The sequence below is a fragment of the Microbacterium sp. P5_E9 genome (assembly GCF_054049175.1).
This window is the reverse complement of sequence record NZ_JBFUMV010000009.1, coordinates 115,385-140,835: the sequence shown is the minus strand read 5'-3', so window position 1 is coordinate 140,835 and position 25,451 is coordinate 115,385. Positions and strand designations below refer to the sequence as shown.

General features: G+C 65.3%; 33 protein-coding genes and 3 pseudogenes. 16 read left to right on the top strand and 20 right to left on the bottom strand.

Annotation, left to right across the window (positions count from 1 at the left end; translation table 11 throughout):
- The coding region (locus tag ACXJ3V_RS12990; RefSeq protein WP_457100723.1) for an alpha/beta fold hydrolase at positions 1 to 223 on the bottom strand (223 nt) is incomplete at its 3' end.
- A 250-nt stretch (positions 224 to 473) separates the two neighbouring features.
- On the opposite strand from ACXJ3V_RS12990, the gene ACXJ3V_RS12985 reads away from it, so the two are divergent.
- The gene (locus tag ACXJ3V_RS12985) at positions 474 to 1,751 is read left to right on the top strand and encodes a TetR/AcrR family transcriptional regulator (protein ID WP_457100722.1); all 1,278 of its coding nucleotides are present in this window, start codon (positions 474 to 476) and stop codon (positions 1,749 to 1,751) included.
- On the opposite strand, the gene ACXJ3V_RS12980 is transcribed toward ACXJ3V_RS12985, so the two are convergent.
- Complete coding sequence (locus ACXJ3V_RS12980) at positions 1,735 to 2,205, bottom strand: hypothetical protein (RefSeq protein WP_457100721.1); 471 nt, start codon at positions 2,203 to 2,205, stop codon at positions 1,735 to 1,737. The genes ACXJ3V_RS12985 and ACXJ3V_RS12980 overlap by 17 nt on opposite strands.
- A gap of 88 nt (positions 2,206 to 2,293) precedes the next feature.
- Between ACXJ3V_RS12980 and ACXJ3V_RS12975 the strand changes: the two genes are divergently transcribed.
- The 3 genes from ACXJ3V_RS12975 to ACXJ3V_RS12965 are packed head-to-tail and all read left to right on the top strand — an operon-like array spanning position 2,294 to position 3,993.
- A complete protein-coding gene (locus ACXJ3V_RS12975) occupies positions 2,294 to 2,614 on the top strand; it encodes a hypothetical protein (RefSeq protein WP_457100720.1) in 321 nt (106 codons plus the stop codon).
- A gap of 9 nt (positions 2,615 to 2,623) precedes the next feature.
- The gene (locus tag ACXJ3V_RS12970) at positions 2,624 to 2,827 is read left to right on the top strand and encodes a ferredoxin (protein WP_457100719.1); all 204 of its coding nucleotides are present in this window, start codon (positions 2,624 to 2,626) and stop codon (positions 2,825 to 2,827) included.
- The gene (locus tag ACXJ3V_RS12965) at positions 2,824 to 3,993 is read left to right on the top strand and encodes an NAD(P)/FAD-dependent oxidoreductase (protein ID WP_457100718.1); all 1,170 of its coding nucleotides are present in this window, start codon (positions 2,824 to 2,826) and stop codon (positions 3,991 to 3,993) included. Before ACXJ3V_RS12970 ends, ACXJ3V_RS12965 begins: the two co-directional genes overlap by 4 nt.
- A gap of 217 nt (positions 3,994 to 4,210) precedes the next feature.
- Here the strand turns inward: ACXJ3V_RS12965 and ACXJ3V_RS12960 are convergent, their stop codons facing one another.
- Together ACXJ3V_RS12960 and ACXJ3V_RS12955 are read right to left on the bottom strand one after the other, a co-directional pair.
- Complete coding sequence (locus ACXJ3V_RS12960) at positions 4,211 to 4,822, bottom strand: hypothetical protein (protein WP_457100731.1); 612 nt, start codon at positions 4,820 to 4,822, stop codon at positions 4,211 to 4,213.
- Between the two features lie 65 nt (positions 4,823 to 4,887).
- Positions 4,888 to 5,037, bottom strand: coding sequence for a hypothetical protein (locus ACXJ3V_RS12955; protein WP_457100733.1), 150 nt, complete (start codon positions 5,035 to 5,037; stop codon positions 4,888 to 4,890).
- Between ACXJ3V_RS12955 and ACXJ3V_RS12950 the strand changes: the two genes are divergently transcribed.
- The 5 genes and pseudogenes from ACXJ3V_RS12950 (at position 4,988) to ACXJ3V_RS12930 (ending at position 7,825) form a co-directional block, all read left to right on the top strand.
- Positions 4,988 to 5,218: a hypothetical protein gene (locus ACXJ3V_RS12950; protein WP_457100717.1), complete on the top strand. Its 231-nt coding sequence runs from the start codon at positions 4,988 to 4,990 to the stop codon at positions 5,216 to 5,218. The genes ACXJ3V_RS12955 and ACXJ3V_RS12950 overlap by 50 nt on opposite strands.
- Positions 5,158 to 5,286: pseudogene (locus ACXJ3V_RS12945) on the top strand (hypothetical protein); the annotation flags it as partial. The gene ACXJ3V_RS12950 and the pseudogene ACXJ3V_RS12945, both read left to right, overlap by 61 nt.
- A gap of 71 nt (positions 5,287 to 5,357) precedes the next feature.
- On the top strand, positions 5,358 to 5,798 hold the full coding sequence (locus ACXJ3V_RS12940) for a hypothetical protein (RefSeq protein WP_457100732.1): 441 nt from the start codon (positions 5,358 to 5,360) through the stop codon (positions 5,796 to 5,798).
- Between the two features lie 94 nt (positions 5,799 to 5,892).
- Positions 5,893 to 7,300: pseudogene (locus ACXJ3V_RS12935) on the top strand (IS1380 family transposase).
- A gap of 273 nt (positions 7,301 to 7,573) precedes the next feature.
- On the top strand, positions 7,574 to 7,825 hold the full coding sequence (locus ACXJ3V_RS12930; RefSeq protein WP_457100716.1) for a hypothetical protein: 252 nt from the start codon (positions 7,574 to 7,576) through the stop codon (positions 7,823 to 7,825).
- Between the two features lie 377 nt (positions 7,826 to 8,202).
- Here ACXJ3V_RS12930 and ACXJ3V_RS12925 read toward each other — a convergent pair whose 3' ends face one another.
- From ACXJ3V_RS12925 to ACXJ3V_RS12890, 8 genes are all read right to left on the bottom strand, one after another.
- Positions 8,203 to 9,756, bottom strand: a complete 1,554-nt coding sequence (locus tag ACXJ3V_RS12925) for a CoA-acylating methylmalonate-semialdehyde dehydrogenase (RefSeq protein ID WP_457100715.1) — start codon at positions 9,754 to 9,756, stop codon at positions 8,203 to 8,205.
- Positions 9,743 to 10,030 carry a ferredoxin gene (locus tag ACXJ3V_RS12920; RefSeq protein ID WP_457100714.1) on the bottom strand — a complete coding sequence of 96 codons (288 nt, stop codon included), beginning with the start codon at positions 10,028 to 10,030 and terminating at the stop codon, positions 9,743 to 9,745. The genes ACXJ3V_RS12925 and ACXJ3V_RS12920 overlap by 14 nt, the downstream gene beginning before the upstream one ends.
- A gap of 1 nt (position 10,031) precedes the next feature.
- Positions 10,032 to 11,324 (bottom strand): NADH-ubiquinone oxidoreductase-F iron-sulfur binding region domain-containing protein, encoded by a 1,293-nt coding sequence (locus ACXJ3V_RS12915; RefSeq protein ID WP_457100713.1) that lies wholly within the window; start codon positions 11,322 to 11,324, stop codon positions 10,032 to 10,034.
- A 183-nt stretch (positions 11,325 to 11,507) separates the two neighbouring features.
- On the bottom strand, positions 11,508 to 12,413 hold the full coding sequence (locus ACXJ3V_RS12910) for an alpha/beta fold hydrolase (protein WP_457100712.1): 906 nt from the start codon (positions 12,411 to 12,413) through the stop codon (positions 11,508 to 11,510).
- Positions 12,406 to 13,323: an alpha/beta fold hydrolase gene (locus ACXJ3V_RS12905; protein WP_457100711.1), complete on the bottom strand. Its 918-nt coding sequence runs from the start codon at positions 13,321 to 13,323 to the stop codon at positions 12,406 to 12,408. Before ACXJ3V_RS12905 ends, ACXJ3V_RS12910 begins: the two co-directional genes overlap by 8 nt.
- Before the next feature lie 29 nt (positions 13,324 to 13,352).
- Positions 13,353 to 13,766 (bottom strand): Rieske (2Fe-2S) protein, encoded by a 414-nt coding sequence (locus ACXJ3V_RS12900; RefSeq protein ID WP_457100710.1) that lies wholly within the window; start codon positions 13,764 to 13,766, stop codon positions 13,353 to 13,355.
- Entirely contained in the window at positions 13,763 to 14,914 is a 1,152-nt protein-coding gene (locus ACXJ3V_RS12895) for an amidohydrolase family protein (protein WP_457100709.1), read from the bottom strand. The genes ACXJ3V_RS12900 and ACXJ3V_RS12895 overlap by 4 nt, the downstream gene beginning before the upstream one ends.
- A gap of 26 nt (positions 14,915 to 14,940) precedes the next feature.
- Complete coding sequence (locus ACXJ3V_RS12890; RefSeq protein ID WP_457100708.1) at positions 14,941 to 16,017, bottom strand: amidohydrolase family protein; 1,077 nt, start codon at positions 16,015 to 16,017, stop codon at positions 14,941 to 14,943.
- Positions 16,018 to 16,176: 159 nt separating this feature from the next.
- Between ACXJ3V_RS12890 and ACXJ3V_RS12885 the strand changes: the two genes are divergently transcribed.
- The 5 genes and pseudogenes from ACXJ3V_RS12885 to ACXJ3V_RS12865 all read left to right on the top strand — a co-directional run bounded on the left by ACXJ3V_RS12885 (position 16,177) and on the right by ACXJ3V_RS12865 (position 18,098).
- The gene (locus ACXJ3V_RS12885) at positions 16,177 to 16,686 is read left to right on the top strand and encodes a hypothetical protein (protein WP_457100707.1); all 510 of its coding nucleotides are present in this window, start codon (positions 16,177 to 16,179) and stop codon (positions 16,684 to 16,686) included.
- 134 nt (positions 16,687 to 16,820) lie between these two features.
- On the top strand, positions 16,821 to 17,108 hold the full coding sequence (locus ACXJ3V_RS12880; protein ID WP_457100706.1) for a hypothetical protein: 288 nt from the start codon (positions 16,821 to 16,823) through the stop codon (positions 17,106 to 17,108).
- 35 nt (positions 17,109 to 17,143) lie between these two features.
- Positions 17,144 to 17,590: pseudogene (locus tag ACXJ3V_RS12875) on the top strand (alpha-ketoacid dehydrogenase subunit beta); the annotation flags it as partial.
- Positions 17,579 to 17,857, top strand: coding sequence for a transketolase C-terminal domain-containing protein (locus tag ACXJ3V_RS12870; RefSeq protein WP_457100730.1), 279 nt, complete (start codon positions 17,579 to 17,581; stop codon positions 17,855 to 17,857). The pseudogene ACXJ3V_RS12875 and the gene ACXJ3V_RS12870, both read left to right, overlap by 12 nt.
- Positions 17,850 to 18,098: a lipoyl domain-containing protein gene (locus ACXJ3V_RS12865; RefSeq protein WP_457100729.1), complete on the top strand. Its 249-nt coding sequence runs from the start codon at positions 17,850 to 17,852 to the stop codon at positions 18,096 to 18,098. The genes ACXJ3V_RS12870 and ACXJ3V_RS12865 overlap by 8 nt, the downstream gene beginning before the upstream one ends.
- A 197-nt stretch (positions 18,099 to 18,295) precedes the next feature.
- Here the strand turns inward: ACXJ3V_RS12865 and ACXJ3V_RS12860 are convergent, their stop codons facing one another.
- The 3 genes from ACXJ3V_RS12860 to ACXJ3V_RS12850 form a co-directional block, all read right to left on the bottom strand.
- Complete coding sequence (locus tag ACXJ3V_RS12860) at positions 18,296 to 19,048, bottom strand: 2-oxo acid dehydrogenase subunit E2 (RefSeq protein WP_457100705.1); 753 nt, start codon at positions 19,046 to 19,048, stop codon at positions 18,296 to 18,298.
- Positions 19,049 to 19,504, bottom strand: coding sequence for an organic hydroperoxide resistance protein (locus ACXJ3V_RS12855; protein ID WP_457100728.1), 456 nt, complete (start codon positions 19,502 to 19,504; stop codon positions 19,049 to 19,051). It lies immediately after the preceding gene.
- Positions 19,505 to 19,597: 93 nt separating this feature from the next.
- Positions 19,598 to 19,798: a helix-turn-helix domain-containing protein gene (locus ACXJ3V_RS12850; RefSeq protein WP_457100704.1), complete on the bottom strand. Its 201-nt coding sequence runs from the start codon at positions 19,796 to 19,798 to the stop codon at positions 19,598 to 19,600.
- A gap of 86 nt (positions 19,799 to 19,884) precedes the next feature.
- Here ACXJ3V_RS12850 and ACXJ3V_RS12845 point away from each other — a divergent pair, with 86 nt between their 5' ends.
- Positions 19,885 to 20,556: a TetR/AcrR family transcriptional regulator gene (locus ACXJ3V_RS12845; RefSeq protein ID WP_457100703.1), complete on the top strand. Its 672-nt coding sequence runs from the start codon at positions 19,885 to 19,887 to the stop codon at positions 20,554 to 20,556.
- A gap of 258 nt (positions 20,557 to 20,814) precedes the next feature.
- On the opposite strand, the gene ACXJ3V_RS12840 is transcribed toward ACXJ3V_RS12845, so the two are convergent.
- From ACXJ3V_RS12840 to ACXJ3V_RS12820, 5 genes are all read right to left on the bottom strand, one after another.
- On the bottom strand, positions 20,815 to 21,960 hold the full coding sequence (locus ACXJ3V_RS12840; protein ID WP_457100702.1) for an alpha/beta hydrolase family protein: 1,146 nt from the start codon (positions 21,958 to 21,960) through the stop codon (positions 20,815 to 20,817).
- Positions 21,957 to 22,958 carry a hypothetical protein gene (locus ACXJ3V_RS12835; RefSeq protein WP_457100701.1) on the bottom strand — a complete coding sequence of 334 codons (1,002 nt, stop codon included), beginning with the start codon at positions 22,956 to 22,958 and terminating at the stop codon, positions 21,957 to 21,959. Before ACXJ3V_RS12835 ends, ACXJ3V_RS12840 begins: the two co-directional genes overlap by 4 nt.
- On the bottom strand, positions 22,955 to 23,419 hold the full coding sequence (locus tag ACXJ3V_RS12830) for a hypothetical protein (protein WP_457100700.1): 465 nt from the start codon (positions 23,417 to 23,419) through the stop codon (positions 22,955 to 22,957). The genes ACXJ3V_RS12835 and ACXJ3V_RS12830 overlap by 4 nt, the downstream gene beginning before the upstream one ends.
- Before the next feature lie 64 nt (positions 23,420 to 23,483).
- Entirely contained in the window at positions 23,484 to 23,906 is a 423-nt protein-coding gene (locus ACXJ3V_RS12825) for a hypothetical protein (RefSeq protein ID WP_457100699.1), read from the bottom strand.
- 267 nt (positions 23,907 to 24,173) lie between these two features.
- Positions 24,174 to 24,491 (bottom strand): winged helix-turn-helix transcriptional regulator, encoded by a 318-nt coding sequence (locus ACXJ3V_RS12820; protein ID WP_457100698.1) that lies wholly within the window; start codon positions 24,489 to 24,491, stop codon positions 24,174 to 24,176.
- Between the two features lie 218 nt (positions 24,492 to 24,709).
- Here ACXJ3V_RS12820 and ACXJ3V_RS12815 point away from each other — a divergent pair, with 218 nt between their 5' ends.
- Entirely contained in the window at positions 24,710 to 25,450 is a 741-nt protein-coding gene (locus ACXJ3V_RS12815; protein WP_457100697.1) for a hypothetical protein, read from the top strand.
- The last annotated feature ends 1 nt before the right edge of the window (position 25,451 follow it).

Genomic DNA, 25,451 nt, shown 5'->3' with positions numbered 1-25,451 from the left:
GGTGACGGATCGCGAAGACGATAGAGTCACGCGCTCCTCCCGAGCCACCCAGCGCCGACACCGTGCCAATGCCGAGCTCCTCCACCACCGCGGCGAGCGTGTCGGCGCGCATGTGCGACTCCGTCTCGCCGTAGAGCTGAATGTCGGAGCGTCCGGTGTTGGGTCGGTCCCAGATCAGGACCCGCTTGCCGGCATCTGCGAGCGCCTGTGCGAACAGACGCACCCCCGGATAATCCTTGCTGAACCTCCCGCCCGGGTCACCGTGACGACATCGTCACGCTCGGGCCCAGCAACTCCTACTCGACCACGCCACCGTTCACTTCGATCTGGGCCATTGCAGCATTCCTTTCAGTGCCGACCATTCATGCTCCGAATCTAATAGTTGCTCCGAATCGAAGGGCAAGCATGGTGAACGTGACTCTCGATGAACCGCGTCGCGCGACTCCGGGCGTCACGACATGGATAATGTGCAGATGGACGCCCCCCAGACCGTCGCCGTGACTGCCCGATCCAGCAGCCGCACGGACGAGATCCGACACGCAGCTGCGAAGCTGTTCGAGTTGCGCGGCTACTCATCGACCACGATGGCCGATATCGCAAACGCCGTCGGCGTGCTCCCGGGGAGCCTCTACCACCACTTCGCATCGAAAGAGGACGTCGCCCTCGAGATCGTGGCCGAGTTCGAGCGGGAGGCGGGCGAACTCGCCGCATCACTCGCGGCGCGGCTGAACCCCGATGCCCCAAGCGACGCTCGCTCCCGCCTCACGAGTATGGCCGACGCCGTAGCGGAACTGTCGGTGCACAACCGCGCAGCCCTTCGTCTGACCGCCTTCGCGGCGCCGACGACTGCCACTGATCGTTTCCGTGAGGCGCAGGAGTTCAAGACGCCAGGGCTGTCGCGACTGTGGAAGCGCCTCGTCGACGACCTCGTCCCCAACCCTGCCCCCGAGACGCAGGACGTCGGCCTTCTGCGCTTCACATTGGAAAGCCTCACGATGCAGACGTCCGTCAACACGATGGACTCGTCGATTCCGCGCTCCACCGACGCCCTCCATCTTCGGTTGCTCCTGGACGGCATCGCTCTCGACGTACCTGCAGACGACGAGCTGGACAGGTCCGAAGCCATGTCAGCCGCGCGCGATGCGATCGCCGCATGGGGCTCCTCCGACACGGCCGCAGAGCCGAACTCCCGGGAACACATCATCGCGGTAGCTCGCGCCGAGTTCGCCCGCCGCGGTTTCGATTCGACCACCGTGCGCGACATCGCGGAGGCAGCACAGGTCCGCATGGGCACGCTATACCGACGCGTCAGCTCGAAAGAGGATCTGCTGAGCGAGATCCTCAGCACCTTCGACGCTCACATGGACGCCGCCGTCCGCGCCGTGCTGACGGTGGGCACCTCCGAGGTCGCCTCGCTTGACGCCTTCACCTATGTCATTCTGGTAGCGAAGCGACGCTTCAGACTCGAGACCGACATCGTCAAGCTCGCGAACCCATGGACCTCGCCCGACACGCCTGCATTGAAGTCCTACTGGTCGAGCACTCACGCGCGCGGGCGCCTCCTCGAGGACACCCTCGCGCGAGGCGCGCGCAAGGGCTCACTGCGCACCGTCGGTGCTCCCGCCGCGGTCGGACCGCAGATCCGACTCATCAGCTGGGTGCCGTACCAGGACTACGCGCGCACGAGCCCTGAGCGCGCACACAGGTTCTTGCGCAACTCGCTTCTCCGAGGCTTCATCGGGACGCGGTGACCTCGGTGGTCACCTCGACCCGCACCTCCGTGTTGAGCGCTGCTTCGAGCGCCGTGTGAAGTCGGCTCTCGGGCACTCGGCGCATGTCTTCGGCGGCGACCGTGACGACCACGACCTCCCCTTCTTCACCGGTCTCGCGTCGGACACGCCCGTCGAGATCGAACCGCGCGAGGACCGATTCGGCGTCGGCATCGGTTCCGCGGCTGACGTAGGTGACGACGCCCGGCCGCGCGGCCACTCCGAAGGCCTCGATGCACAGCTGGACCGCCTCGCCGTCGGTCCAGCGCTCGCCGTCCTCCCGCAGGAGCGAGACCTCCGTCAGAGGGTCATCGCCGACCACCGCTGTGTACTCGACCAGCGGAATTCCTCGGGCACGCAAAGTCGCGACTCCGCGCGAGAAGGCGGTCGGTGAGACCGGGGATACGAAGTGGATCCTGACGACAGCGGTAGGCATTCTCGAATGGTACAGAGATCCGAGTGTGGAGCAAACCATTGGTTCGCGATAGACTGACGGCACTTCCTGACGACGCGAAGGACGACTTATGGATGCGAAGCCATATGCCGGCGTGATGCTGGTCACCACGACACCCCGAGACGGTGTCTCCGAGCTCGACTTCAACACCTGGTACAACCACACGCACCTTCCCGAGATCCAGGCGCGCGTCCCGGGAGTCGAATCCGTTGAGCGCTTTCGACAGCAGGAACCCGGCCAACCGGTCCGATACCTCGCCGCGTACCACATTTCCCGTCCTGCCGCGGAGATCCTCGCCGACATGCGGGCCGCCGACCTCGATGATGCGAGCCCGATGCTCGACCTGGCAGGAAACCCCCCGGTGATCGCGTCCTACGACGCGCTCGCCTGAGCCTGAATCATGACGATGCGAATCGAACTCGATGAGCCGAAGTGCGTGGCATCAGGTCTATGCGTGATGGTGGCGCCCGATGTCTTTGATCAACGTGACGACGACGGGATCGCCATCCTTCTGGAGAGCACACCGGCGGAAGGCGCCCTCCATGGCGTCCGGCAGGCAGTTGCGCTGTGCCCGGCCGCGGCACTCCGTCTGATATCCGAATGACGGGCATCGTCATCGTCGGCGCCGCGGCCGCGGGCCTCGCCGCCGCCGAAGAGCTGCGCCGTTCGGGGTTCGGCGGAGCGGTGACGATTGTCGGCGGCGAACGTCACGCGCCGTACGACCGACCCCCGCTGTCCAAGCAGGCGTTGGACGGGTCGTGGGATGCCGAGCGGCTGCGCCTTCGCAACGATGGTGATCTCGCCACGCTGAACGCGCGCTTCGTCCTGGGGCGCCATGCAGTCGCCGCCGACTCCACGCGACGCATCGTCACCCTCGACGATGGTGAAGCCCTATCCTTCGACGGCCTGGTCATCGCCAGCGGAGTAACCCCCACGTGTCCCGAAGGCGCCGACCTTCTCACACTGCGCACGAGCGATGATGCCGTCCTCCTTCGTCGAAAGCTTCTTCCCGGAACGCGCGTCCTCATCGTCGGCGCCGGATTCCTCGGCACCGAACTGGCGGCGGCGTCCGCGAAGCTCGGCTGCCATGTCACCCTCCTTGATCGATGCGATCGACTGCTCGACCGCCTCGGTTCCGCTGTCTCACGCCACGTCGCCGCGCTTCACGAGGCGAACGGTGTCGACGTTCGGTCGCGGGTGAACATCGCCCACGTCGATGCCAGCGGCGCCGTCTTGGCCGACGGCACTGAACTGCGCGCCGACGTCGTGATCGCCTGTACCGGCTCGCGGCCGGCGACCTCCTGGCTCACCCACAGCGGGCTCACCATTGATGACGGCGTTGTCTGCGCAGCGGACTGCGCCGCCGCTCCGGGGGTGGTCGCCGCCGGGGACGTCGCCCGATGGTTCAACCCGGCGTACGGCGTGTCCATGCGTGTCGAGCACCGCACGAATGCCACCCAGCAGGGCGCGCACGCGGCTCGGACGCTCCTCGCCGAGCTCGCCGGGGGCCACGGAGATCCCTACTCCTCCGTCCCCTACGCATGGTCGCACCAGTACGACACTCGAGTGCAAATACATGGGGCGGTGCTCGAGAGCGACGAGGCCGAGCTCGCGCAGGGCTCGGAGGACGAAGACAGCTTCATCGTCGCGCACCGCGCGAGAGGGCGCCTCGTCGCGGTCGTTGGCGTGAACGCTTCGCCGCGAGACCTTCGCGCCTGGCAGCAGCAGGTGTACGCGGAAGCCGCTCGTCTGAGTTCGCTGGTGGGATGACACGAAACGGAAGTCCCAGCATGTGTGACGACTGCAGCATGGCTGCCGCACGACGAAGCGGTCCCGCCTCCAGTATTGGAGGCGGGACCGCCTTTTTCTTAATCGCGGTCGCGGGCGAGGCTGGGTGCTGATTCCGGCGCCGGCGCCCCAATGGCGGCAACCGCTCCCCCGGTGGCAGCCGCAGTCGCGGTGGCAGCCGCAGCCGCTTCCTGCTGTTTCACGGACTGCACGTCGCCCGGACGAGGACGAAGGACAGTGCCGGCGAGCACCAGCAGAATTGCGATGAGCGCTGCTGAGCCATACAGCCAGCTGTGGAACCCGGTCTCGTGTAGACGATGCCGCCGGTCGAGGAAGGCCCGATGTACGGAGCCATCAGCGCGAACATCACGACCGGAGCGATCGCCCCGAGACCTGTTTGCACGAGCTGGACGGTGCCTGCTACCGACGCCTGATCGCCAGCAGGCGATGCCTGGATGACGACGTTCGGCAGCGATGCGTTGACCAGGCCACCGGCCGCACCGACGGCTCGTGCACTCAGGGTGAGGGTCAGCTGCGTGTCGTTCATCGTCGCGAGGAGGATCGCGGCGACTCCCCACAGCGTCATGCCGATCAGCATGAACATGCGCGGGGAGCGACCGCGCGCGATCAAGACTCCGAGGATGACACCTGCCAGCGCCGCCATCAGGGCCTGGGGGGTCCCTATACCTGCGTACTGAACCGTGGTGAGCCCGAGTCCGTACGTGACGCCGTCCTCGCGAGACGTCAAGGCGAGAAGCGGGATCAGCTGACCGAGGGTGGCCGACATCGCGTACCCGACGCCGCCGAGCAGTGCCGCGAAGAGGATCGCGCGCCGCGTGAACAGCCGGACATGATCCCTATCCAGTCGGAACTGCCTCAGCTGCTTGGCGCAGAGCGCGCCGAGACCGCATGGGTCATCACGATGACGCTCGTCGTGTCGTGCATCTGCACCCCGATTTCCGGCTGACTCGGCGACATGTTTGGCAAGCGCCGGGTGATCCTGATCCTGCTCACGCTGCTGGTCATGGGATCCGTCCTGTGTGCACTCTCGGCCACCGTGGTGCCGCTGATCGTCGGCCGCGGGCTGCAGGGGTGGGCATGGGAGTCATTCCCCTGGGCATCGCGCTGCTCCGCGATACCGTCCCGGCACGACGCCTCGGCTCGGCGATCGCCTTCGTCAGCGCCCCTATGGGCGTCGGAGCCGTGATCGGACTCCCGATCGCCGCACTCATCACCTCGGTCAGCGACTGGCATCTGCTGTTCTGGGTCGCGACCGGCCTGGCGGGCATGGTGCTCACCCTTTGCATCCTGATCCTCCCCCGGAGCCTTCCGGGAACGGCGGGCGCGTGGACGTGCTCGGCGCCGTCGGTCTCGCCATCTGGCTCACGGCGCTTCTTCTCGCGCTGGCCAAGGGCAACGAGTGGGGATGGCTGTCGCCGTGGACGCTGTCGTGCTTCGCCATCTCTGCCGTGACCCTCGCCCTGTGGGCCTGGTACCAGTGGCGAAAGAGCGATCCCCTGGTGGACGTGCGCGTGAGCGTGCGGCGACCGGTCCTGATGACCAACATCCCGTCGACGGCGATGGGCTTCTCGATGTTCGTCCCGAGCATCGCCTTCCCGCAGCTCCTCGGCCTTCCGGCGGCGACAGGGGGATTCGCCCTGCCGCTGCTGATCGGTGGACTGATCCTCATGCCATCGGGGTTGGCCATGCTCGTGATGTCGCCGATCGGCGGACGGCTCATCGACCGATTCGGCCCTAAGCCTCGATCCACCGATGAGCGGGTGTGATGGTCGGGCGTCGTGACAGAGAAATGCCCCTCTGACCAGGAAGAATAGAGCTTGCTTAGAGTTCTGTTCGCCTGGTCGGAGAGGCATCTCGTAGATGCAATTCAAGCACGCCCCTGCCGCGGTGTCTGCGGTGTTCGATGATCCGAATGTCGTGTCCGGTCGCGGGCCTGGTTCCGACGCTGCGACTCGCGCAGCGGGCCGGGCTGGCGGAGCGGGCTCAGGACGGGTTGAGCGTCCCGACAGACAAGGGCTCCAATGCCGGCGCGAAGGTCTCTGCGCTGGTCGCGAGGATGCTCGCCGGGGCGGACTCGATCGACGACATGAACCTGCTCCGTCACGGCGGCATGGGGCGCCTGTTCGACCGGACGTATGCCCCGTCGACGCTGGGATCGTTCCTCCGCGAGTTCCGGTTCGGACACGTCCGCCAACTCGACGCCGTCGCGTCCCGTGTCCTGGTCAGCCTCGCCGGGCAGACGGTACTGCTGCAGGCGCGGGGCGGTGAGCGGGTGATGGTCGATCTGGACGACACCATCATCGAGGTCCACGGGTATCAGAAGCAGGGCGCCGGGTTCGGGTACTCCGGTGTTCGCGGCCTGAACGCACTCCTCGCGACCGCGTCAACGTCATCGTCGGCGCCGGCGATCCTCGCCCAGCGGCTGCGGCAGGGCAAGACCGGGTCGCCGAAGGGCGCCGCCAGAATCGTCGGCGATGCCCTCGCGACCCTGCGCCGCACCAGCGTCGTGGCCGCGGCCAGGCCTTTGCTTCGTGCCGATTCCGCGTTTTACGGGTACGCAACCATCGGCACCGCGCTCAAGGCCGGCGCCGATGTATCCGTCACCGTCCGGATGGACCCCGCGGTGAAAGCAGCCATCGCGACCATCAGCGATGACGCCTGGACAATGATCGAGTACCCGAACGCGATCCGTGACGAAGTCACCGGGGGCTGGATCTCCAAAGCCGAGGTCGCCGAGATCCCCTTCACCGCGTTCCGCTCACGGAAGACGGCAGAGCGCATCCCCGGCAGGGTGGTCGTCCGGCGCATCCCTGACCTGAACCCGCGCAACCTCGACGCGCCCACGCTGTTTGACACCTGGCGGCACCACGCGTTCTTCACCACCATCGACAAGAACGTGATGGACACCGTCGAGGCGGACAAGACCCACCGCAGTCACGCGATCATCGAGCAAGTCCACTCCGACCTCAAGAACGGGCCGCTCGCGCACCTCCCGTCCGGGGTGTTCGCCGCCAACAGCGCCTGGCTCGTCCTCGCCGTGATCGCGTTCAACCTCACCCGCGCCGCCGGGATCCTCGCCGACCACGGCGGGCGATTGGCGAGAGCGACAACCGCGACGATCCGCCGCACCCTCATCACCATCCCGGCCCGCCTGGCACGCTCCGCGCGCCGCATCACGCTGCACCTCCCGAACGCCTGGCCCTGGGAGCACGCGTTCGCGCGACTGTTCACCGCGACGCACGCGCCACCACCGGCCGCGACCACCTGACCACCGCCGCACCGCGGCACAACCAAGACCTCAGTGGACGACCGGGATGCGACGCCCGGAGCTCACGCCTGCACCGCCGACGTCAACCCAACCCGATGAAGACCCCGCCGCCTATCCCAGGCGCGTCGGTGGATCGAGGCTAAGCCCCTCGTTATCACCAGCGTCATCCTCACAGTCGCCTATCTCATAGCTTTGCTTGTCCCTGTCTCTGCCTGGGGGGTCGCCGTCGTGATGACAGTCGTGGGCATCGGCATTGGGCTCGGGTAGGCCGCCATGCCTGCGCTGATCGTGCGGGCGGTGCCGGATACCGAGACCGCGGCGGCGAACGGGCTCAATACGCTCGTGCGCGCCCTCGGCACGTCGGTCGCTTCGGCGGTCGTGGCCGGCATCCTCGCGCATTCGGCCACGACGTCGGCCACCGGTGACCCGATGCCTGAGGCATTCCGCCTCACGTTGCTTCTCGGGGCCGTGGGTGCGACGGTGAGCGTCGCCCTCGCCATCGCGGTTCCACGCACAGCGAAGTAGCCCGCAGATACATGATTCCACGCTGATATGTCATCGGAACCGGTGCTGGCATGTACGCATTCGCGAGCATCGAACGCAGAGACGGCTGGGCGGTAGAGGTTGCGTTGCGGTCGCGCCCGGCGCAGCACGCTGATCCTCCGGGCCTGGGTCAACGCGCGGTCGGCCGCGGGGGTGGCTGCCACGGCGAGCACCGCCAGAGCGTCCCGGCCGGCGAGGTCCTCCCCGAGCGCGGCGAGCGGGCGGGATAGAACTCCCGCAGCATGAGTACGCACAGACAATCACCGGACCCCCGGCGCCCGATCGAAGACAAGACCTGCTCTCTGATCTATGGCTGACTCCCCCCGAAAGCAACCATCCGGCCCGCGTTGGGGAGGATCTCAGTTGTTCTGGGGGAATCCGAGGTTGATGCCGCCATGCGTGGCGGGGTCGAGCCAGCGGCTGGTGACGGCCTTCTCGCGGGTGAAGAAGTCGAAGCCGTGCACGCCGTAGGCTTTCGCGTCGCCGAATAGCGACTTCTTCCAGCCGCCGAATGAATGGTACGCGACCGGGACGGGAATCGGGACGTTGATGCCGATCATGCCGACCTGCACCTCATTCTGGAATCGGCGGGCGGCTCCCCCGTCATTGGTGAAGATCGCGGTGCCGTTGCCGAACTCGCCGGAGTTGATGAGATCAAGGCCTTCGTCGTATGACTCGACCCGCACGATGGAGAGCACCGGTCCGAAGATCTCCTCGGTGTACGCGCGGGAGGTCGTGGGGATGTCGTCGATGAGGGTCGGACCGAAGAAGAATCCGTCCTCGAGCCCGTCGACGGTGTAGCCGCGGCCGTCGACGACGATCTTGGCGCCATCCTGCTCGGCGATGTCCACGTAGCTGGACACCTTGTCCCGGTGCACCTCGGTGATCAGAGGACCCATGTCGGGCTCGACACCGTCGACCCCGGCACCGTTGCCGATGCGCAGCCTCGCGATGCGCTCGGTGATCTTCTCGATGATCTCGTCCGCGATCGGCTCGACGGCCAGTACGACCGAGATCGCCATGCACCGCTCCCCCGCCGCGCCGAAGCCGGCGTTGACAGCCTGGTCGGCGACGAGGTCCAGGTCGGCGTCCGGCAGCACGAGCATGTGGTTCTTCGCGCCGCCCAGCGCCTGCACCCGCTTGCCGTGCTTGGACGCGGTCTCGTAGATGTACTGCGCGATCGGGGTCGACCCCACGAACGAGATCGACTGCACCACGGGGCTCGTCAGCAGCCCATCGACCGCCAGCTTGTCGCCCTGCAGCACCGTGAACACGCCGGCCGGAAGCCCGGCCTCCTTCCACAGCTGCGCCATCCATAGAGCAGCGGACGGGTCCTTCTCGCTGGGCTTGAGGATGACGGCGTTGCCCGCCGCGATCGCGACGGGAAAGAACCACATCGGCACCATCGCCGGGAAGTTGAACGGCGAAATGATGCCCACCACACCGAGCGGCTGCTTCAACGAATACACATCCACACCGGTCGAGGCGTTCCCCGAATACGCACCCTTGATCAGGTGCGGGAACCCGGTCGCGAGCTCCACCACTTCCTGTCCGCGCAGGATCTCACCCATCGCGTCCGAGACGACCTTGCCGTGCTCGGCCGTGATGATCTGCGCCAGTTCGCCCTTGCGGGCATTCAGCAGCTCCCGGAACGCGAACAGCACGGTCTGACGCCTCGCGATCGAGAACCCGCTCCACACCGCGTACCCGCGCTGGGCGGACGCGATCGCGTCATCGATCTCGAACTGGTCCGCCAGAGCGACCTTCGCCCGCACCGCACCGGTCGCGGGATTGAAGACAGGAGCCGTCCGCCCGGACGTCGACGCGCGCGCCGCCCCGTCGATCCAGTGGGAGATCACTGCGACTCCCGTCTCCGGGTCTGCGGGGACGAGGTCGACTTCAGCTGTGCTCACGGATGGTCTCCTTCTCGATGGTGCGCTGATGTTGTTGAGCCTCTTTTGGCACGGAGAAGGAACGCACCGTCTCGCTCTGAACCTGGAGCTCGATGATGGCGTGCACGGGGCAGTCCAGCACGGCGCGTCGAACGTCGCCCTCCCGCTCCGGGAGAATCTCGCCACGCGTTTCGAGTGATGCGTACCCCCACTCATCGAGCGAGAACACATCCGGCGCGTACAGAGCGCAGGTTCCGAAGCCGTCGCACTTCGTGCGGTCGAGCTTGATCTTCATATCAGTCTCCAATCCGTGAGATCGCGAACGGCGGGTCCGAGACCTCGGCTCCCGCGATGCAGATATCGCATCGTCCGCTGAGGTGGTCCGCCACTTGGTGGGGGAACTCGCGCAGGAGCTTGGCCGCAACGTTGGTCGCCCCGTCGAGGGTGCCGCAGGCCCCGCGACCGCGCAGGAATCCGGCCCAGTGCTGCAGCCGATCGATATCGGACGACTCGGCTTGGTGACGATGCAGGGCATCGAGCACCGCACTCATCGCGGCCGTGCCGTTGAAGCATGACCCGCACTGGCCTGCGTTCTCGCGTGCGAAGTAGGCCATGACACCGGCCGAGACAGCGACTGGGCAGCTGCGCTCCGTGATCACCCCGATTGCGCCGCACCCGAGGCCGCTGCCCGCAGCGGACACCGAGTCGTAGTCCAGGGGAATGTCCAGCGCCTGACGGCCGAGTACACCGGCGAAGTACCCGCCCATCAGGAACCCGGTGATCGCGGCAGTATCCTCTCCGAGCTCCTCGAGCACCCGACGGAGTGTGACCCCGTAGGGCGCCTCGTAAACCCCAGTCGCGTCGATGCCGGTGATCGTCAGAAGGAACGTCCCCGGAGAAGTGTCGGTGCCGAGACTCCGGAACTGCGCCGCACCGACGCGGTGGATGATCGGGAAGTTCGCGAGGGTCTCGACGTTGTTGATCAGTGTGGGCGCACCCCCGACGCCCTGCTCGAAGGGCCGCGGAGGCTTCTCGTTCGGGAGAGCGGGCCCACCGTTGAGCACCTGCACGACCGCGGACTCCTCACCCGCGACGTAGGCGGCGGAGACCTTCGTCACGTGCACCCCACTCTCGAAGATCCCGGTCCCCTCGAGCTCATCCAGCGCATAGATCACGCTGTCGTGGGAAGCGTCATCCGAAAGATAGAGGTGCAGCGCTCTTGCACCGACCAGAGCACCGGCGAGCCGAAGCCCGTCCAGCACTAGGTGGGGACGGTTGCGCAGCAGCCATCGGTCCTTCGCCGACGATGGCTCACCTTCCTCACCGTTTCCCACGACTACCGGAGTGCCGCTGCCGTTTCGCACGGAGTCGATCTTTCGGGCGGTGGGGAACGCGGCACCTCCGTGACCACGGAGTCCCGCTTCGCGGATGGCCTCGAGCAGGGCCTCCGGGTCCTGGAGGGGTTCGTAACCTCCTTGGGCAAGGTAATCCTCCAGCGTTTCGCGACCGGGCTGAGCCCGTAGGAGACGTGGCAGGGTACCCAGGGCTCCGATTCGCAAGCGCGCAAGGGGATCAGCTATGAGACTCATTCCTGTGTCTCCTCTTCTCTGATTGGTCGGCGTGGACGTCCGCCGCGGGCTGATTCGTGTGAGGGACTGTGAGGTCGGTGGAGTGGTGCGCTGGGTGGGCAAATGTCGATTGATTGGGTCGATCTCGCCGGAACAATTCTTAGTTCCCCCTGGTGGTGAATTGCTCCCTTCCAGGGCCGTCGATCACAGCCCTTGTCGAGCCGCGAGTGCGTTCACGGGCTCGTCGATGAAATCGAGTAGGGTCGGCGCTGCCTTGATCCAGGGGTCGAAGATGCTGCCGTTGCCTGCATTCCGCGCCTTTTGCGCGMGTTCCCATGCGTCTTCGGGCCAAGGCGGCTCGACGAGACGTGAGCCCCTGATCAGGCAGTGCACGGCGAACGATGTCCGCTTGGGGTGATCGAAGTCGTTCTCTCCGCCTCGGATGATCAGCGTGGGAACGGTGATCTGATCGAATTCCCAGTCGGGTACGCCGGGGATCGCCTCGTTGGGCTTGGGAACGTAGGCGTCGAGCCAGCGTGACATCACCCGTTCGAACTCCTCGGATCCGATCTCCTCGAGGCGTTGGCGATTGCGGGGATTCGCTGTGACGAGCTCGGACCAGCTGCCCGCGAGGCCGGGCATCTCGAGGATGCCCTCGATGCCTCCTTCCCGCACGGTGCGCAGTTCGTTCAGCACGTAGACCCACGCGAGGCTCATGGAACTGGACGTTCCGCCGACGATCGACCAGATCGCAAGCTTGCTCACGAGTTCCGGATGCATGAGCGTGAACACGATGGAGTCTCGCGCTCCCCCCGACCCGCCCAGGACCGCGATGGGACCCAGGTCGAGCTCGCGGACCAGTCCGCCCAGGGTCGCTGCCCGCATGTGCGATTCGGTCTTTCCGAAGAGTTGGATATCGGAGCGCCCCGTGTTCGGCCGATCCCAGAGGAGTACGCGTTTGCCGCCGGCAGCGAGCACATCCGCGAGCGGTCTCACGCCCGGGAAATCCTTGCTGAACCTGCCGCCGGGGGTGAGGACGACGGCATCGCCGTCAACAGGCCCGACGAGATCGTAGGCGACGAGTCCGCCGTTGATCTCGACCTCAGGCACGCTGCCCACCGTGTGCTGAAGATGCTCCGATCAACTCGCGTTCCGGTGCCGTCTCGTCCAGGAAGGCGAGAATCGCCGGGGCGGCCTGCACCCAGGGGTCGAACACGCTCCCCGTCCCAGCCATCATCGCCTCGACGGCACGCTCCCACGCGTCCTCAGGCCACGGCGGGTCGATGAGCGTCGAACCCTTGATGAGGGCATGCACCTCGAAGGACGTCCGCTTGGGGTGGTCCCGGTCCTTCTCGCCGCCCCGGATGATCAGGGTCGGAACCCTGACATCCGCGAACTGCCAGTCCGGCACGCCGGGGATCACCTCGTTCGGCTTCGGAACGTACGCGTCGAACCAGCGGGACATCACCCGCTCGAATTCCTCGCCACCGATCGCGTCGAGTCGTTCCCGATTGCGCGGGTTGGTTGCGATCAGCCGGCTCCATTCTGGGAGCTGCGCGACCGCGTCGATCCCACCAGACCACACGGCCCGGAGTTCCTTGAGCACGTAGACGCCCGCGAGACTCATGGTGCTGAACGTGCCGCCCACGATCGACCAGATGCAGAGACGAGTGGCGAGGTCGGGATTCATGATCGTGAACAAGATCGAGTCGCGTGCTCCACCGGATCCGCCGAGCACTGCCAGGGACGGAATGCCGAGCGCCCTGACCAGCTCGCCGAGGATCTCGGCGCGCATGTGGGATTCGGTCTTGCCGTAGATCTGGATGTCGGATGCACCGCAGTTCGGCCGATCCCACAGCAGCACGCGCTTGCCTCCGGCGGCGAGAGCGTTCGCGAGCTCGTGCACTCCGCCATAGTCTTTGCTGAAGCGGCCGCCGGGGGTGAGCGTGACCACTTCGCCGTCTTCGGGCCCGACGAGTTCGTACACCACGCGCCCGCCGTTGATCTCGATCTCTGCCATGTGCTGGTTCCTTGTCTCTTCTGTCGGCTTCAGGCCGTGACGATGACGTCGTCGCCGTCGACACGCACCGGATACGTTCGGATGCTCCACTCGGGCTTGACCGCGGTGGTTCCGGTGGCGAGTTCGAAGCCCCATTGATGCCAGGGGCAGTAGATGAACTCGCCCTGGCGGACTTCGGTGGCACCGCCGGCGCTGTCCTCGTCGGTCACCGTCTGTCCGTGCGTGCGCCCGAGACAGAGTGGGCCGCCCTCGTGGGGGCAGTAGTTGGCGATCGCGTAGAACTTGCCGTCCACGTTGTACACACCGACCCCGTGGCGGCCGATGGGCACGATCTTCGAGTCCCCCGGCGTGATCTCGCCCACCTGGGCGACCACGTGATCGCGACCGCGAGCCAGCCGGGGCTGTGCAGACGGGCCGGTCTTCCTGATCTCCCCAAGGGTCATCGCACGAGCCTCTGACCGGGAAGTGCGGGAACCTCGGAGGGCAGGTGGAACAGGTTGATGCCGTTGCCGAACATGATCTTGTCCCGCATCTTTTCCGGCATGTGCTTGGCCACCCACTGCGGGTCGTCGAAGGTCCAATGCGGGTAGTCGGAGGAGAACAAAAGGAGCCTGTCCGCTTCCATCCATTCGAGCGCGTTAGTCAGTTCGAGCTTGTCCTCGGGATAGTCCAACGGCTGAGTCGTGAACCAGATGTGGTCCTTGACGTACTCCGAGGGCTTGCGCTGCAGGCCCATTTCGTTCCCGCGAAGTTCGTAGATCCTGTCCATGCGCCACATCAGCGGCAGTATCCAGCTGAATGCGTGCTCGATCAGAATGATCTGGAGTTTCGGGAAACGGTCGAAGACGCCGTCGAAGATCAGGCTCATCACCTGGTTCGCAGCGAGCATCGAGTAGGTGACCATGAGGTCGTGGTTATAGGTCATGAAACCGACCGGTGACATCGGCAGCTCATTGTGTTTGCCTCGGCCGAGGTGGCACGCGACCGGGATATCGTGCCGGCTCGCCGCTTCCCAGATCGGGTCGTACTGAGGATCTCCCCACGAGGGCCGCCCCTCCGCGTCGATCAGCACCTGGCTGTAGTACTCGTGTCCCGCCCACGTCTCTATCTCGCGCGCGGCAGCCTCAGGAGYGGACATGGCCGCCACGATGGAACCGCGGAAGCGCTTGTGCCAGTTGTTCCGACTGTCGAGCCAGTGGGTCTCCTGCCACCGGTTGATAGCGAAGGCGACCGCATGAGCCTCTTCCGGTGTCTGCGCCGCTGGTCCGGCGAGCGGGCCGAGAATGGCAATGTCGGACCCTGCTTCCATGATCAGCTGGCGGAACGTCAGGTCCGGGTCCGAGCCTGCGAAGTTCCCGTCGTCGGGGAAGCTGTCGGTGCGCATCGCCATCGCATTGGCGTAGTCCGGAGCATCGTAGTAGACGGGGTTGCCTGAGCCCACAGCGCGAGCGGCGAATATCTTTCGAAAGGGCTCTGGAAAGTACTCTTCAAGTTCTCCCACTCGGGACGTGGGGTGCACGTCGCAGTCCACCACGCGCACCGGGGTCATCACCTCCGAGGCGACGTGATCCGTCTCGATCTGCATAGTCATCGGTCGTTCCTCTCGATTGAATGGCGTCAGACCAACGCGGGCGTAGACAGGCCGAAGAGCCGCGCGGCATTGGCGCCGAGAACCTTCGCCCGCTGTTCGTCGGACCAGCCGGCAGGTAGATCTGCCGGAGTGCTGAGCTGCCACTCGGGGTAGCTCGAACCGAAAAGCAGCATGTCTTCCTTCCCCGTCATGCGGAGCCACTCAGACGCGAAGTCCGCATCGATGGGAGGCCCGTCGAGCACGCCGTTCACGAAATAGACATGCCCCGCGAGGTAGTCGCTCGGAATGAGCGGCGCCCACGGGGTCTGCTCCAGGTGCGGACGACCGAAAGTGTCCATGCGCCAAATGAACGGAGTCAGGATGTCCGCTGCGCCATCCCCGAAGATCACCTTGAGATCCGAGAACTCGGCGAACACGCCCTCGGCGATCATGTTCATAAGGTGCCAGATGTAGGTCATCCCCTCGTACGCCGCGTGATGCGAATACGTCCGCGTAGTGCCGGACGGTGTCGGCGGGTGGGTGACCCCGACGCCCTTCTCGAGGTGAATCGCGACCGGCAAGCCCGCGTCGACGGCCGCACGCCACAACGGGCGGAACTGCGGACGCCCGTAAGGCACCTGCGTCTGAGTCGGCAACCCGATCTGCACCATCTTCGGGTGGTTCTTCCACCGGCCTATCTCGGCAACGGCACCGTCGATGTCGGTCGGATGCACCCGGATCGTCCCTCGGAATCTGTCGGCAAAGGTGCCCTGCTCCAGCCACCGCTCCGCGAGCATCTGGTTGGTGCCAGAAAGTATCGCGGTGCCCAGGTGCCAGTCCGGGAGGATGGCCGCCGCCGTCATGGGGTGGACCACGGCGAAGTCGAGGCCGCCCTCGCCGAAGATGTGCGCCCCGACCTTGTCCGGATCCGAACCCGGATGCGATCCGTCGGCGTTCTCCGTGCCCCGCGCGTACTTCGGCCCCTCCGGCGAGAACCAGGACACATCCGCGTCAGGGAACCCTCGGCTTGCGAACGGCGCCCGCAGGTACGTGCGCAGGTCGCGATCGGACTCGAAGAATGCGTGCACGCTGGAGTCGATCTTCAACGATTCCGTCCCGGTCATCCGTTACTCCTTTGTATGCCGGAGGCCGCTTCCGTACGACCGAACCAAACAATTGCTCCAACGGTACATGCGCGCGGGGCCCGCGACAAGGGACTCACCGAATTTCTGCTCCGGATCGAGCAGCGAACTGAAAGACACACGATTTTGAAGGGAGTGCCGATGTTCCGTCTGCAGGTTGCGGACGTCAGCGTCCCGTCAGCCGGCCAGGACGATCCGCACGTCGCAGTTCAGAGTCGCCTCGAGCGCAGTATGCAGTCTGCTTTCCGGTACGCGCCGGACATCGGACTGCGCAATCGTGACCGTGACGACCTCATCGTTGCCATCCAGGAATTCGCGGTGAACGTGTCCCCCGATTCCGAAGCGTTGAAGCACGCCGCGCGCGTCGTCGTCGGTACCCCGACTGACATAGGTGATGACGCCAAGCTCTGGTTCCACGCCGAACGTGCGAGTGCAGGCGTCCGAGGGGGTCCCCGTATCGAGACCGCCGTCGTCGTCCACGATTTTCTCGACTTCGCGCCGCGGCTAGGGAAGGTGCTCAGGAGCCGATGCCAGCACTGTGAATCCCTCAACCTCGAGGGCTCGGACTGCGGTGGCGAAGCACTCAGCACTGAGCGCCGCGTCGGGATCGACGACGAATCTGACAACTGCGGTAGCCACGCCCTCAACTAATATCGCAACCCTGGCCGGAGCAACTATTCGGTCCCAGTGGGCGCACTGGGATTGTGCAGAACTCCGAACCTGAGTCGGTTGAGAGCAAATCTTGGTATTCCAGCCTCCAACGTCGGAGGAGAGATTGAGCGGCAATGACGATCGTTGACCCCCACACAAGCGCGGATCTCATCGAGCAGGCCATCCCGATCGGCCCCAATGGAGACGATGTGATCTCGAAGGTGCCGTTTGCGATGACCAGCCCGCTGCACGTTCCGGCAGAGCGCTACTGCTCCAACGCCTTCTTGGAGTTTGCCATCCGCGTCACGGCAGCAGCCGAGATCGAGGTGGCGGTCGCCGAAACGGTCGCCGCCCCAGTGCCCGCCGCGGCAGAGATCGAAGACAACGTTTACGCCGATGGATTGGTGATCACCCATGTCTGAAACAACCATGAGCTTGCGCGACGCTCAACTCCGCTCTCGATGAGGCACTTCGCACCGACGACCGGGTCTTCCTGCTCGGCGAAGACCTCGCTGATCCGGCCGGCGACGTCAACGGTGTCACCCAGGGGCTCCCCACGACCCACGGTCACGACCGGGTGATGAACACCCCGATCTCTGAGGCGGCGATCATCGGTGCTGCGATCGGCGGCAGCATCGAGGGTTACCCTCCGGTCACAGAGATCATGATCATGGACTTCATCGGCATCGCGATGGACCAGATCGTGAACCACGCCGCCAAGGTCCGGTACCTGTCAGGTGGCCGCACAACCTCGCCGATCACCGTGCGCACGGCCATCTTCGCCGGCACCCGTTCGGGAGGGACGCACTCGCAGTCGCTCGAGGCGTGGTTCATGCACGTACCGGGCCTCAAGGTCGTCTACCCCAGCACTCCGGCAGATGCGAAGGGACTGTTGCTCTCGTCGATCTTCGACCCCACCCTGTCCTGTTCATCGAGGCGGCAACCCGGGCGCGCCGTCATCGTCCACCACGCGACGGCCTTCGCCGGTCCTGGGGCGGAGATCGCCGCCCAGATCAACGAGAAGATGTTCGGCGAGCTCCTCGAGCCCGTCCAGCGTGTCGGTGCGAGGTGCACCCCCATCCCTGCACGCGCCTCCGAGTCGGTCGTCACGCTGCGCGTCGAAGACATCGTCTCGACAGTCCGCTCGACGCTGAAAGCAGCAAATATCTGAACACGTCTCGGTCAGCATCCCGAAGGTCTCTATGGCCATAGAAGAAGTGACCTTCATCGCGTGGCTCGTCGCGGACGGGGAGGCGGTCGCCGAGGGCGAGCAGATCTATTCGGTGGAAACCGAGAAGGTGGCGCTCGAGATCGAGGCCGCTGCGTCGGGCACCCTGCGCCATGGTGAGGCCGTTCCCGGCGAGACCTACTCCGTCGGCACTCAGATCGATCTTATCGAGAAGGCGGCGTGACGACCACGTAGCGACCGCGTGAGATGACGTCGTCGATGTCATCTCGACGGGCAGCGGTACGTCCTGTGGCAGGGCCGAGTCCCTGGAGGAAACGGCACCGATCGACGCGCAGGAGAGGACCTGGGAGGCGTATTCCCCAGGTCCTCACCTTTTCATCAGCGCCTCTGCGACCAAGAGAGCGTCGGAGGTCGTGGGGGTCAGTGGAACTCGTCGGCGAAGTCGGCTCGTTCGAGACGATCCTTGACCCAGCCGAGGTAACGCGCGGCGTCGGCACCGTCCACGATGCGGTGATCGTAGGTGAGAGCGAAGTAGACGAGTGATCGCACCGCGATCGCCTCGGCACCGACCGCGTCCCGCACGGCCGCCGGCCGGCGAGCGACGATCCCGGTGCCGAGAATCGCGGACTGGGGGCGGTTGAGGATCGGGGTATCGAACAGCGCCCCGCGACTGCCGGTGTTGGTCAGCGTGAACGTGCCCCCGGACAGCTCGTCGGGAGCGACCCTGCCCTCGCGAACCCGCGTGGCGAGATCATCGATGCCGCGCGCGAGTTCGGCGATGCTCAGCTGGCCGGCGTTCCTCAGGACCGGGACGAAGAGGCCCTGATCCGTGTCCACCGCGATGCCGAGATGTTCGCTGTCCGGATAGGTCACGGTTCCGGCGTCTAGGTCGAGCGTCGAGTTCACGCGCGGGAACACCTGGAGGCCTTCGACAGCGGCCTTGGCGAAGAATGGAAGGAACGACAGCTTCGCCCCTTCCCGCTCGAGGAACTCGGTCTTGTGCGCCTCGCGCAAGGAGGCGAGTGCGGTGACGTCGATCTCGACGACCGTCGTCAGCTGCGCGGTGGTCTGGAGCGACTCCGTCATGCGACGCGCGATGGTCTTTCGCAGTCGGGACAGCTTCTCAGTGGCGCCGCGAAGGGGTGGGAGTCGATTGGACGTAGTAGTCGACATTCAGAAGGATCCGACTGACTCACGTTCCGTGGCGACGGTCGCCACGGTCTCCAGCTGCACATTGATGTTTCCCCGTGTCGCATTAGAGTAGGGGCAGACCTMGTGGGCCCGTGCAATGAGCTGATCGGCGATGTCCATCTCCAGTTCCGGCAGCGAGACTCGCAACGTCACGGCGAGACCGAAGCCGCCGTTCTCCCCTGAGCCGAGCCCCACTTCGGTGGTGACCGCAGCGTTGGCCAGGGACACACCGCCCTCACGCGCGATCATCAACAGTGCGCTGTGGAAGCACGCGGAGTATCCCGCGGCGAACAGCTCCTCCGGGTTGGTGCCGTTGCCGCTGCCGCCCATCTCGACCGGCATCGCCACCGAGAAGTCGAGCCGACCGTTGTCGGAACGAACCCTCCCGTTGCGTCCGTTTCCCGTCGATGTCGCCGATGCCGTGTAGAGGGCTTTGATCATGTTCGTCTCCTTGATCTCACTGCGGCGAGTGCGCAGTGGACGTTTCGGGCGTCGCGGTTCGAATGCCACTCCTCGTTCCGCGGCGGGGTGCTACATGGGGTCAGCGGCCCATCGATACCAGGTGCCGCTGGTGTCCGTGACTCGTTCCGCCAATCCGTCATTGGAGAGTTCCTCGAGGGACCGCTCCACAAGTCGATTGGGTATTCGGATCGCCGCTGCGATGTCCGAGGCATGCCCAGGCGCCTCCTTGAGAAGCCTGGTCAAGAACGTCTTGACTTCATCGGCAGACATCAGCGTCTTGTCCTCTCGCTTGTCTGGGATTCATCATTGAACCAAACACTTGCTCCGAGATTAGGGCGCTCGCCCTCATCCCGCAAGTGGCAACCCGAATCTTTGCTCCGATATGCGGGCCAACCAGGAAGGACCGAAACGTGCGCCCCCGACGACGCCATACTCGTGGTACGACTACCCAGCCCACCGATGACGCGCAGCGCGTCGCCATCTGGTCACGGAGAGACGAGATCCGCTCGATCGCTGCGGGACTTTTCGAGAAGCGCGGCTACTCGGGGACCACGATGGCTCACATCGCGGAGGCTGCCGGAGTACTTCCTGGGAGCCTCTACCACCACTTCGAGTCGAAGGAAGCCATCGCGATCGAGTTGCTCGAATTGGTTCAGGACGACTTCGAGCGACTCCGGCAACGACTCGCCGGCGACGCGCTCGAGTCACGGGAAGACGAGCTCGCGCGGTTGGTATCTGAGGTGATGGCCGTCAGCTACCGCCACGCTGGGGCTGTACGCCTTCTTGCATACGAGCCGCCGACAGTGGCAACGGTTGGTTTTCGAGACACTGTCAAGCGGAACGTTCCCGAACTGGACCGCCAGTGGCGCTCAACCCTCAATGCGCTCGCATCGACAGCCGGCGCCTCGCGGTCCGATGCGCGGATCGCTCGCTTCGCCCTGCAGTCCCTGTCCTTCGCCGCCTCGATAAACTTTCCGCGAGGGACCAACCCAGTCGAACTTGGATCGGAACTCTGGCTGGATTCTTGAACGCTCCGCGCTGATCCGTCATCGCGAATTAGTTCCCGGTGAGCTGACACGTCGTGCGGAAGCTCACGGTGTCGGACACGCTCGACACTTCGGAGCGAGCTCCGGTGACTCACATCTGTGAGCTCCTCCGCACCACGAACGGGACTGCTGCACGGATAGGTGACATCTGATCTGGCTCGCCCGGGAGGGTCGCCTGGCAGGATGTTGCGGTACCTACGCGTTACCCGAGCGAGTTCAGAGATGACCTAGTGCCCGGATTCACCTGGTCCGGCCGTCTAGCCATTCGCGGACGGCGGCCCGCCAACGCTCGGGATCCGAGTTCCATGCCATGGCGTGATCCGCATCGAAGGAGGCGAGACGGACAACGAGTGGCCGCTGGCCAGCCAGTCGGCTCGATGCGGCATGTGGTGAGGAAGTGTCGCCAGTGCCATGCAGCATAAGCGTCGGGACACGAAGCTCATCGGCGCGCGCGATCCAGTCGAAGCGGTCCAGGAGCACTTCAGACTCGAGCCCGATCCGCCGCGCGAGCGCCCGATACCCCAGCCAAGGCCGAGCGAACACCCCGAACCACGCCGGCAAATCGGCGCGAGCACAGTTCGCGTTGATCGTCGACTGCCAATCCAGCACAGGCGATTCGAGCACGAGTCCGTCGACCACGCCGCGGAACTCTGCATCCGCTGCCAGCTGGAGCGCGATCGCCGCGCCCATGGACCAGCCGAACAGCACGATCCGTCGCGCCCCGTTATCCAGCGCGTAGTGCACCGCCGCGCGAACGTCCTCCGTCTCCCTTGCGCCAAGCGTGGAACGACCCGTCCGCACTGTGGGACCTTCACCGTCATTCCGGTACGTCACGACGAGGGAGGTGAGTCCGCACTGTGCAGCCACCTCTACGCCGCGGAGCGTGCCGGCCCGGGGGCTGCTCAGCCCGTGGATGTGGATCGCCCACCGATCGCCCTCGCCGTCCGACGGACGGATCAGCCACGCCGGCGCCGGCCCGACCTGCGTTTCGACGACGACATCGACCGTCTCGAGTCCTGCATCCGCCGGGTCCCGGTAGTAGATGCCGCTCCAAGAGAATCGGCTACCCGCGCGCAACGCCCCATCCGGCGCGATCGACTCAACGAGACGGGTGACTCTATCCCCCACCTCCCCCACGACCGGTCCGACCCGCACCCATCCGCCGTCCTCGAGCCAGAGGTTGTAGAGCCCTGGCGCCGAGGTCCGCGCACTCCGGTCGAGAACCACCGCGTCGCGACCCTCCTGCCGCACTACGTCTCGGACGATGAGGTCGAACACTCGTCCGACGGTGGGCGCGGTTAGTCGGCGCGCGATCACGAAACCGACCGCCGCGGCTCCGACAGCAGTGGCGCAAGCGCCGGCCGCAGCCGCGGCGATCCACCTCAATGCGCTTCCTTCGGTTGCGCAATGACAGCGCGCGGCGACACGTTGCGACCCATCAGGTGCGCTTCCGCTTCCTCGAGCAGTTCACGCTCGGACGCGCTCAGTTCGAACGTGACACGAGGGTCGATGACGGCATCCCGGATCTCGACGACCTGTCGATGCAGCTGGGCTTCTGCGTCCTCGCCCCGGAACCCACCACCCAGCTGCTGACTCATGCCCGGCCGCACAGCGCTGGCCCGTTGCCAGATCGGGTTTACGCGAGCGACGAGCGCGCTCGTGTTCGCCATCCGTGAGCGAGCTCGTGCCCAGCCGATGGCGGGCTGACCGGCCAACCCCGAACAGAGGAAGAGGAACGTCAAGAGGAACAGCGGTCCATACGCGACCCCGAGCGTGGACATCAACGTGAGGTTCCCGGTGACATGTGCGATATCCATGACGATGATCACGATCGCCAACGTGAGGCCGATCAGGCTTCCGAGGAGAAGCGAGACAGCTGGCAGCCGTGCCGCACCGGTACTTCGGCCGATCTGCCCCGCGGCGACGACCGCCATGGTGGTCATGATCGCACCGTCGTACGCGTACTGGACGATCGAATACGCCCCAGCTGCCGGCTGGGCGCCGTAGTCCAGCATGAAAGTCGTCGTCGTCGCGCCCCGATCGATGAGCGCGAACGAGACCACCGCACCGACGAGCGCAGCGGTGAGTACGGTTCGTCCGAGCGTGACCTTAATCACGCGCGGCGTGTACTCCGATGCTTTGGCGACTCCTCGACCGAGGAAGAAGATCCCGATCATCAGGGCAAGGTCGGCGAGAAGCGTCACGATGTTCGTGCCGCCGAGCATCGGATCTACCCAGGTGTAGACGGCATCGATATTGAGCGTCATCGCGACCGCGATCGTCACCGCAGAGTAGGTGATGCTGTGGTCCGTTCGGTCCCGACGCAAGATGAGCAGGCTCGCAACAAGCAGCCACATCAGGACGGAGACGAGGACCTGAATCAACCGAAGATCTCCAAGAACCTCGACTGGTGGAAGGCGCAACCGCGGATCGCGGCCGCAAGATGATCTGCCAGCGCTTCGGCGGCGATTTCATCCACCGTGTCGAGATCCTTGCGGCTGAGGAGACGACGGCGGGTCGACGGAGGGATGTCCGGCAGCAGAGACTCTGGGGTCTCCAGACGTTCGTCGTCGCCGTGCCCGAGGATCATGTGGGCCAGCTCGTGCAAGACGAACTGCTGCCGGTGAAGTGTCGAGTCACTATGCGCGTGGAGGACGACATCCTCGGTTTCCGCTACCAACCACACCGCGCAGATGCCGTCGCGCTCATTCAAGTCCGCCAGTTCGACGATCCGAAGCGGGCGCCGTCTGCGTCGCTCAACCGCGCCGACGAGGTCGTCGAAAGAGAAGACATCCCCGAGGCGCAGCTCCGACCTGACCGCCGCTGCGATCGATTCAGTGTTCACGATGTCGTCACCTCCCCGCGGAAGCGCTGGCGATTTCTCCTTGATGGGCTCGCCGGGGCTACTGCTACTTGTGAGTCATTTCCTCGTCCAGGAATCGGCTGATCGCCTGCAACGCGTCTGGAGAGATGTCTCCCAAGGTGCGCGCGGCGTACGACTTGACCTTCGCCGCCCTCATCGAGCGCACGAGGTTGAGCTGCGCAGCGACCTTTGCGGGCATCGCCGCACCTCCGTCGCCGACCAGGAATGCGGCGTCTACGGCGAAGAACTCCGCCAAAGCCTCGAATAGGGGGCGATCCTTCACGTAACGATGACCGTTGACCATGTAGGTCCATCTTGACCGGGAGAGATTGAGGCCGCGACTCTGCACAAAGGCCGCGATCTGGGAGTACGTAGGTTCGGTGCCTGTTTCGGCGATCGAGACATCCAGGAGCAGCCGAAGGCGCCTGGCCAAGTCCTCGGCGGCCGCCGTGTTCTCGTCCTCGGTCATTTCCACTTACCGTTCTTCGCCCTCGGGCAAGGGGAGGCGTCATCGATTGAGCATGCCCAACGTCGCCCATGGTGAAGGCTCACGATACCCGTTGATCATGCTCAAAACAACGGTTGCGCGTCGTCCCACCGGAGTGCAAGGCTGGGCGCCACGCCGGTTTGAGCATGCTCAACGATCGAGCTAAGTGAACCCGGGTGTCCTCAAGGAGGGTTCGACATGCTAGAGCCGAACACTCGCCACGACCGCGCAACGGGGCGGCCAAGCAGGCTAGAACTCGCCCAGCACCTGCTCCAGGCGCATCACCATCTCGGTGACGCGAGCATCATCGACGATGTAGCGCACCCGCTGGCCCCTCACTGCGACGTCGCGCGGCGGATCCGCAATGATCAGACCCGCGTCGATCAGCTTTTCGATCCCATTGGCGATCGTCATCTTCGGAAGCTCGATCGCCTCGGCGATCTCGCCTCTCGTCAGGCCAGGATTCTTCCGCAGGTAACCGATGATGGTCGCCTGCATGATGTTCCCGAATGCCTTGATGGGATCCTCCGCGTAGTCACTGTTCGCGGGGCGGGCGTAGCGGGGCACCTGCCCAGTGTCGCGCACTGTTCAACGGTCGTCCAGATGACCGATTCAAAAAATGCTTCACAAACGGAGTGTAGCGTTATATGCTTCCCTCATGTCAAGGGAACGCACCGCTCCTCCCCTCCCCGGAGATTGGCGATGAAGCGCCCGCGGATGCCGCGGCTTTCAATTGGGCAGATCGCTCGATGCACGCCGGCAACGCTCGATATCCGGGCGGGCAGATGACCACTCCATCTCGGAACAAAAGCCGACGCGGGCTCGTCTGGGCGATCGCCGGCGGCGGGGTGCTCATCGTCGGAATGATCGCAATCGTCCTGACTGCGCTCTTCTCGCCGCAGTCCGCACCGAGAGCGACTCCCGCCACGACGTCGAGCCCCTCCTCGGTCGCCACAGCCACCACCTCCCCCGTGGACCAAGTGGTGGACTCCTCCGTCGCAGAGAAGGGGTGGGTGCCAGAGCCGATCACCACCGACCGAGACGCATACGCCCGCGCGGCGCTGGCTGCGGCATCCACGTTCGACACCCAGAAGAGCAGTCGCGACGACTGGCTTGCCTACCTCGACACCTGGTTCACGCCCGACATCCGGTACACCTCGGAGGAGGATCGCGAAGACGACATGCGCGCATCGCAGCTCGAGCTTCGCCAGGCCGTGGTGCTTCCGGAAGAAGAGTGGGACTCGCTCGCGAACGAAGACGGACGCGTGTCGGCAGCGGTGCCGGGCGACGTCACGTTCAGCGCTGTCCCCGATGACGTGTCAGGCGACATGAGCATCGGCACGGCGGATGTCACGCTCACCTATACCCGATCGGATAGCGACGGCGGTGAGACGTCGTATGACGAGACGGTGCGCGTGAGCGTCCAAGTTCTGTGCGGTAAGGGCTCGGTGCCCACTCCGGATTCAGCCCAGCAAGCAGGCGACTGCAAGGTGGTCCGATACTTCTCGGGGTCATTGGAGCCCTGAC

Coding starts and splice junctions, on each gene's coding strand:
- ACXJ3V_RS12985 (WP_457100722.1), top strand. CDS start 474: ATGGACGCCCCCCAGACCGTCGCCGTGACTGCCCGATCCAGCAGCCGC.
- ACXJ3V_RS12980 (WP_457100721.1), bottom strand. CDS start 2,205: ATGCCTACCGCTGTCGTCAGGATCCACTTCGTATCCCCGGTCTCACCG.
- ACXJ3V_RS12975 (WP_457100720.1), top strand. CDS start 2,294: ATGGATGCGAAGCCATATGCCGGCGTGATGCTGGTCACCACGACACCC.
- ACXJ3V_RS12970 (WP_457100719.1), top strand. CDS start 2,624: ATGACGATGCGAATCGAACTCGATGAGCCGAAGTGCGTGGCATCAGGT.
- ACXJ3V_RS12965 (WP_457100718.1), top strand. CDS start 2,824: ATGACGGGCATCGTCATCGTCGGCGCCGCGGCCGCGGGCCTCGCCGCC.
- ACXJ3V_RS12950 (WP_457100717.1), top strand. CDS start 4,988: ATGTTTGGCAAGCGCCGGGTGATCCTGATCCTGCTCACGCTGCTGGTC.
- ACXJ3V_RS12955 (WP_457100733.1), bottom strand. CDS start 5,037: ATGACCAGCAGCGTGAGCAGGATCAGGATCACCCGGCGCTTGCCAAAC.
- ACXJ3V_RS12930 (WP_457100716.1), top strand. CDS start 7,574: ATGCCTGCGCTGATCGTGCGGGCGGTGCCGGATACCGAGACCGCGGCG.
- ACXJ3V_RS12920 (WP_457100714.1), bottom strand. CDS start 10,030: ATGAAGATCAAGCTCGACCGCACGAAGTGCGACGGCTTCGGAACCTGC.
- ACXJ3V_RS12915 (WP_457100713.1), bottom strand. CDS start 11,324: ATGAGTCTCATAGCTGATCCCCTTGCGCGCTTGCGAATCGGAGCCCTG.
- ACXJ3V_RS12905 (WP_457100711.1), bottom strand. CDS start 13,323: ATGGCAGAGATCGAGATCAACGGCGGGCGCGTGGTGTACGAACTCGTC.
- ACXJ3V_RS12900 (WP_457100710.1), bottom strand. CDS start 13,766: ATGACCCTTGGGGAGATCAGGAAGACCGGCCCGTCTGCACAGCCCCGG.
- ACXJ3V_RS12890 (WP_457100708.1), bottom strand. CDS start 16,017: ATGACCGGGACGGAATCGTTGAAGATCGACTCCAGCGTGCACGCATTC.
- ACXJ3V_RS12885 (WP_457100707.1), top strand. CDS start 16,177: ATGTTCCGTCTGCAGGTTGCGGACGTCAGCGTCCCGTCAGCCGGCCAG.
- ACXJ3V_RS12880 (WP_457100706.1), top strand. CDS start 16,821: ATGACGATCGTTGACCCCCACACAAGCGCGGATCTCATCGAGCAGGCC.
- ACXJ3V_RS12860 (WP_457100705.1), bottom strand. CDS start 19,048: ATGTCGACTACTACGTCCAATCGACTCCCACCCCTTCGCGGCGCCACT.
- ACXJ3V_RS12850 (WP_457100704.1), bottom strand. CDS start 19,798: ATGTCTGCCGATGAAGTCAAGACGTTCTTGACCAGGCTTCTCAAGGAG.
- ACXJ3V_RS12825 (WP_457100699.1), bottom strand. CDS start 23,906: ATGACCGAGGACGAGAACACGGCGGCCGCCGAGGACTTGGCCAGGCGC.
- ACXJ3V_RS12815 (WP_457100697.1), top strand. CDS start 24,710: ATGACCACTCCATCTCGGAACAAAAGCCGACGCGGGCTCGTCTGGGCG.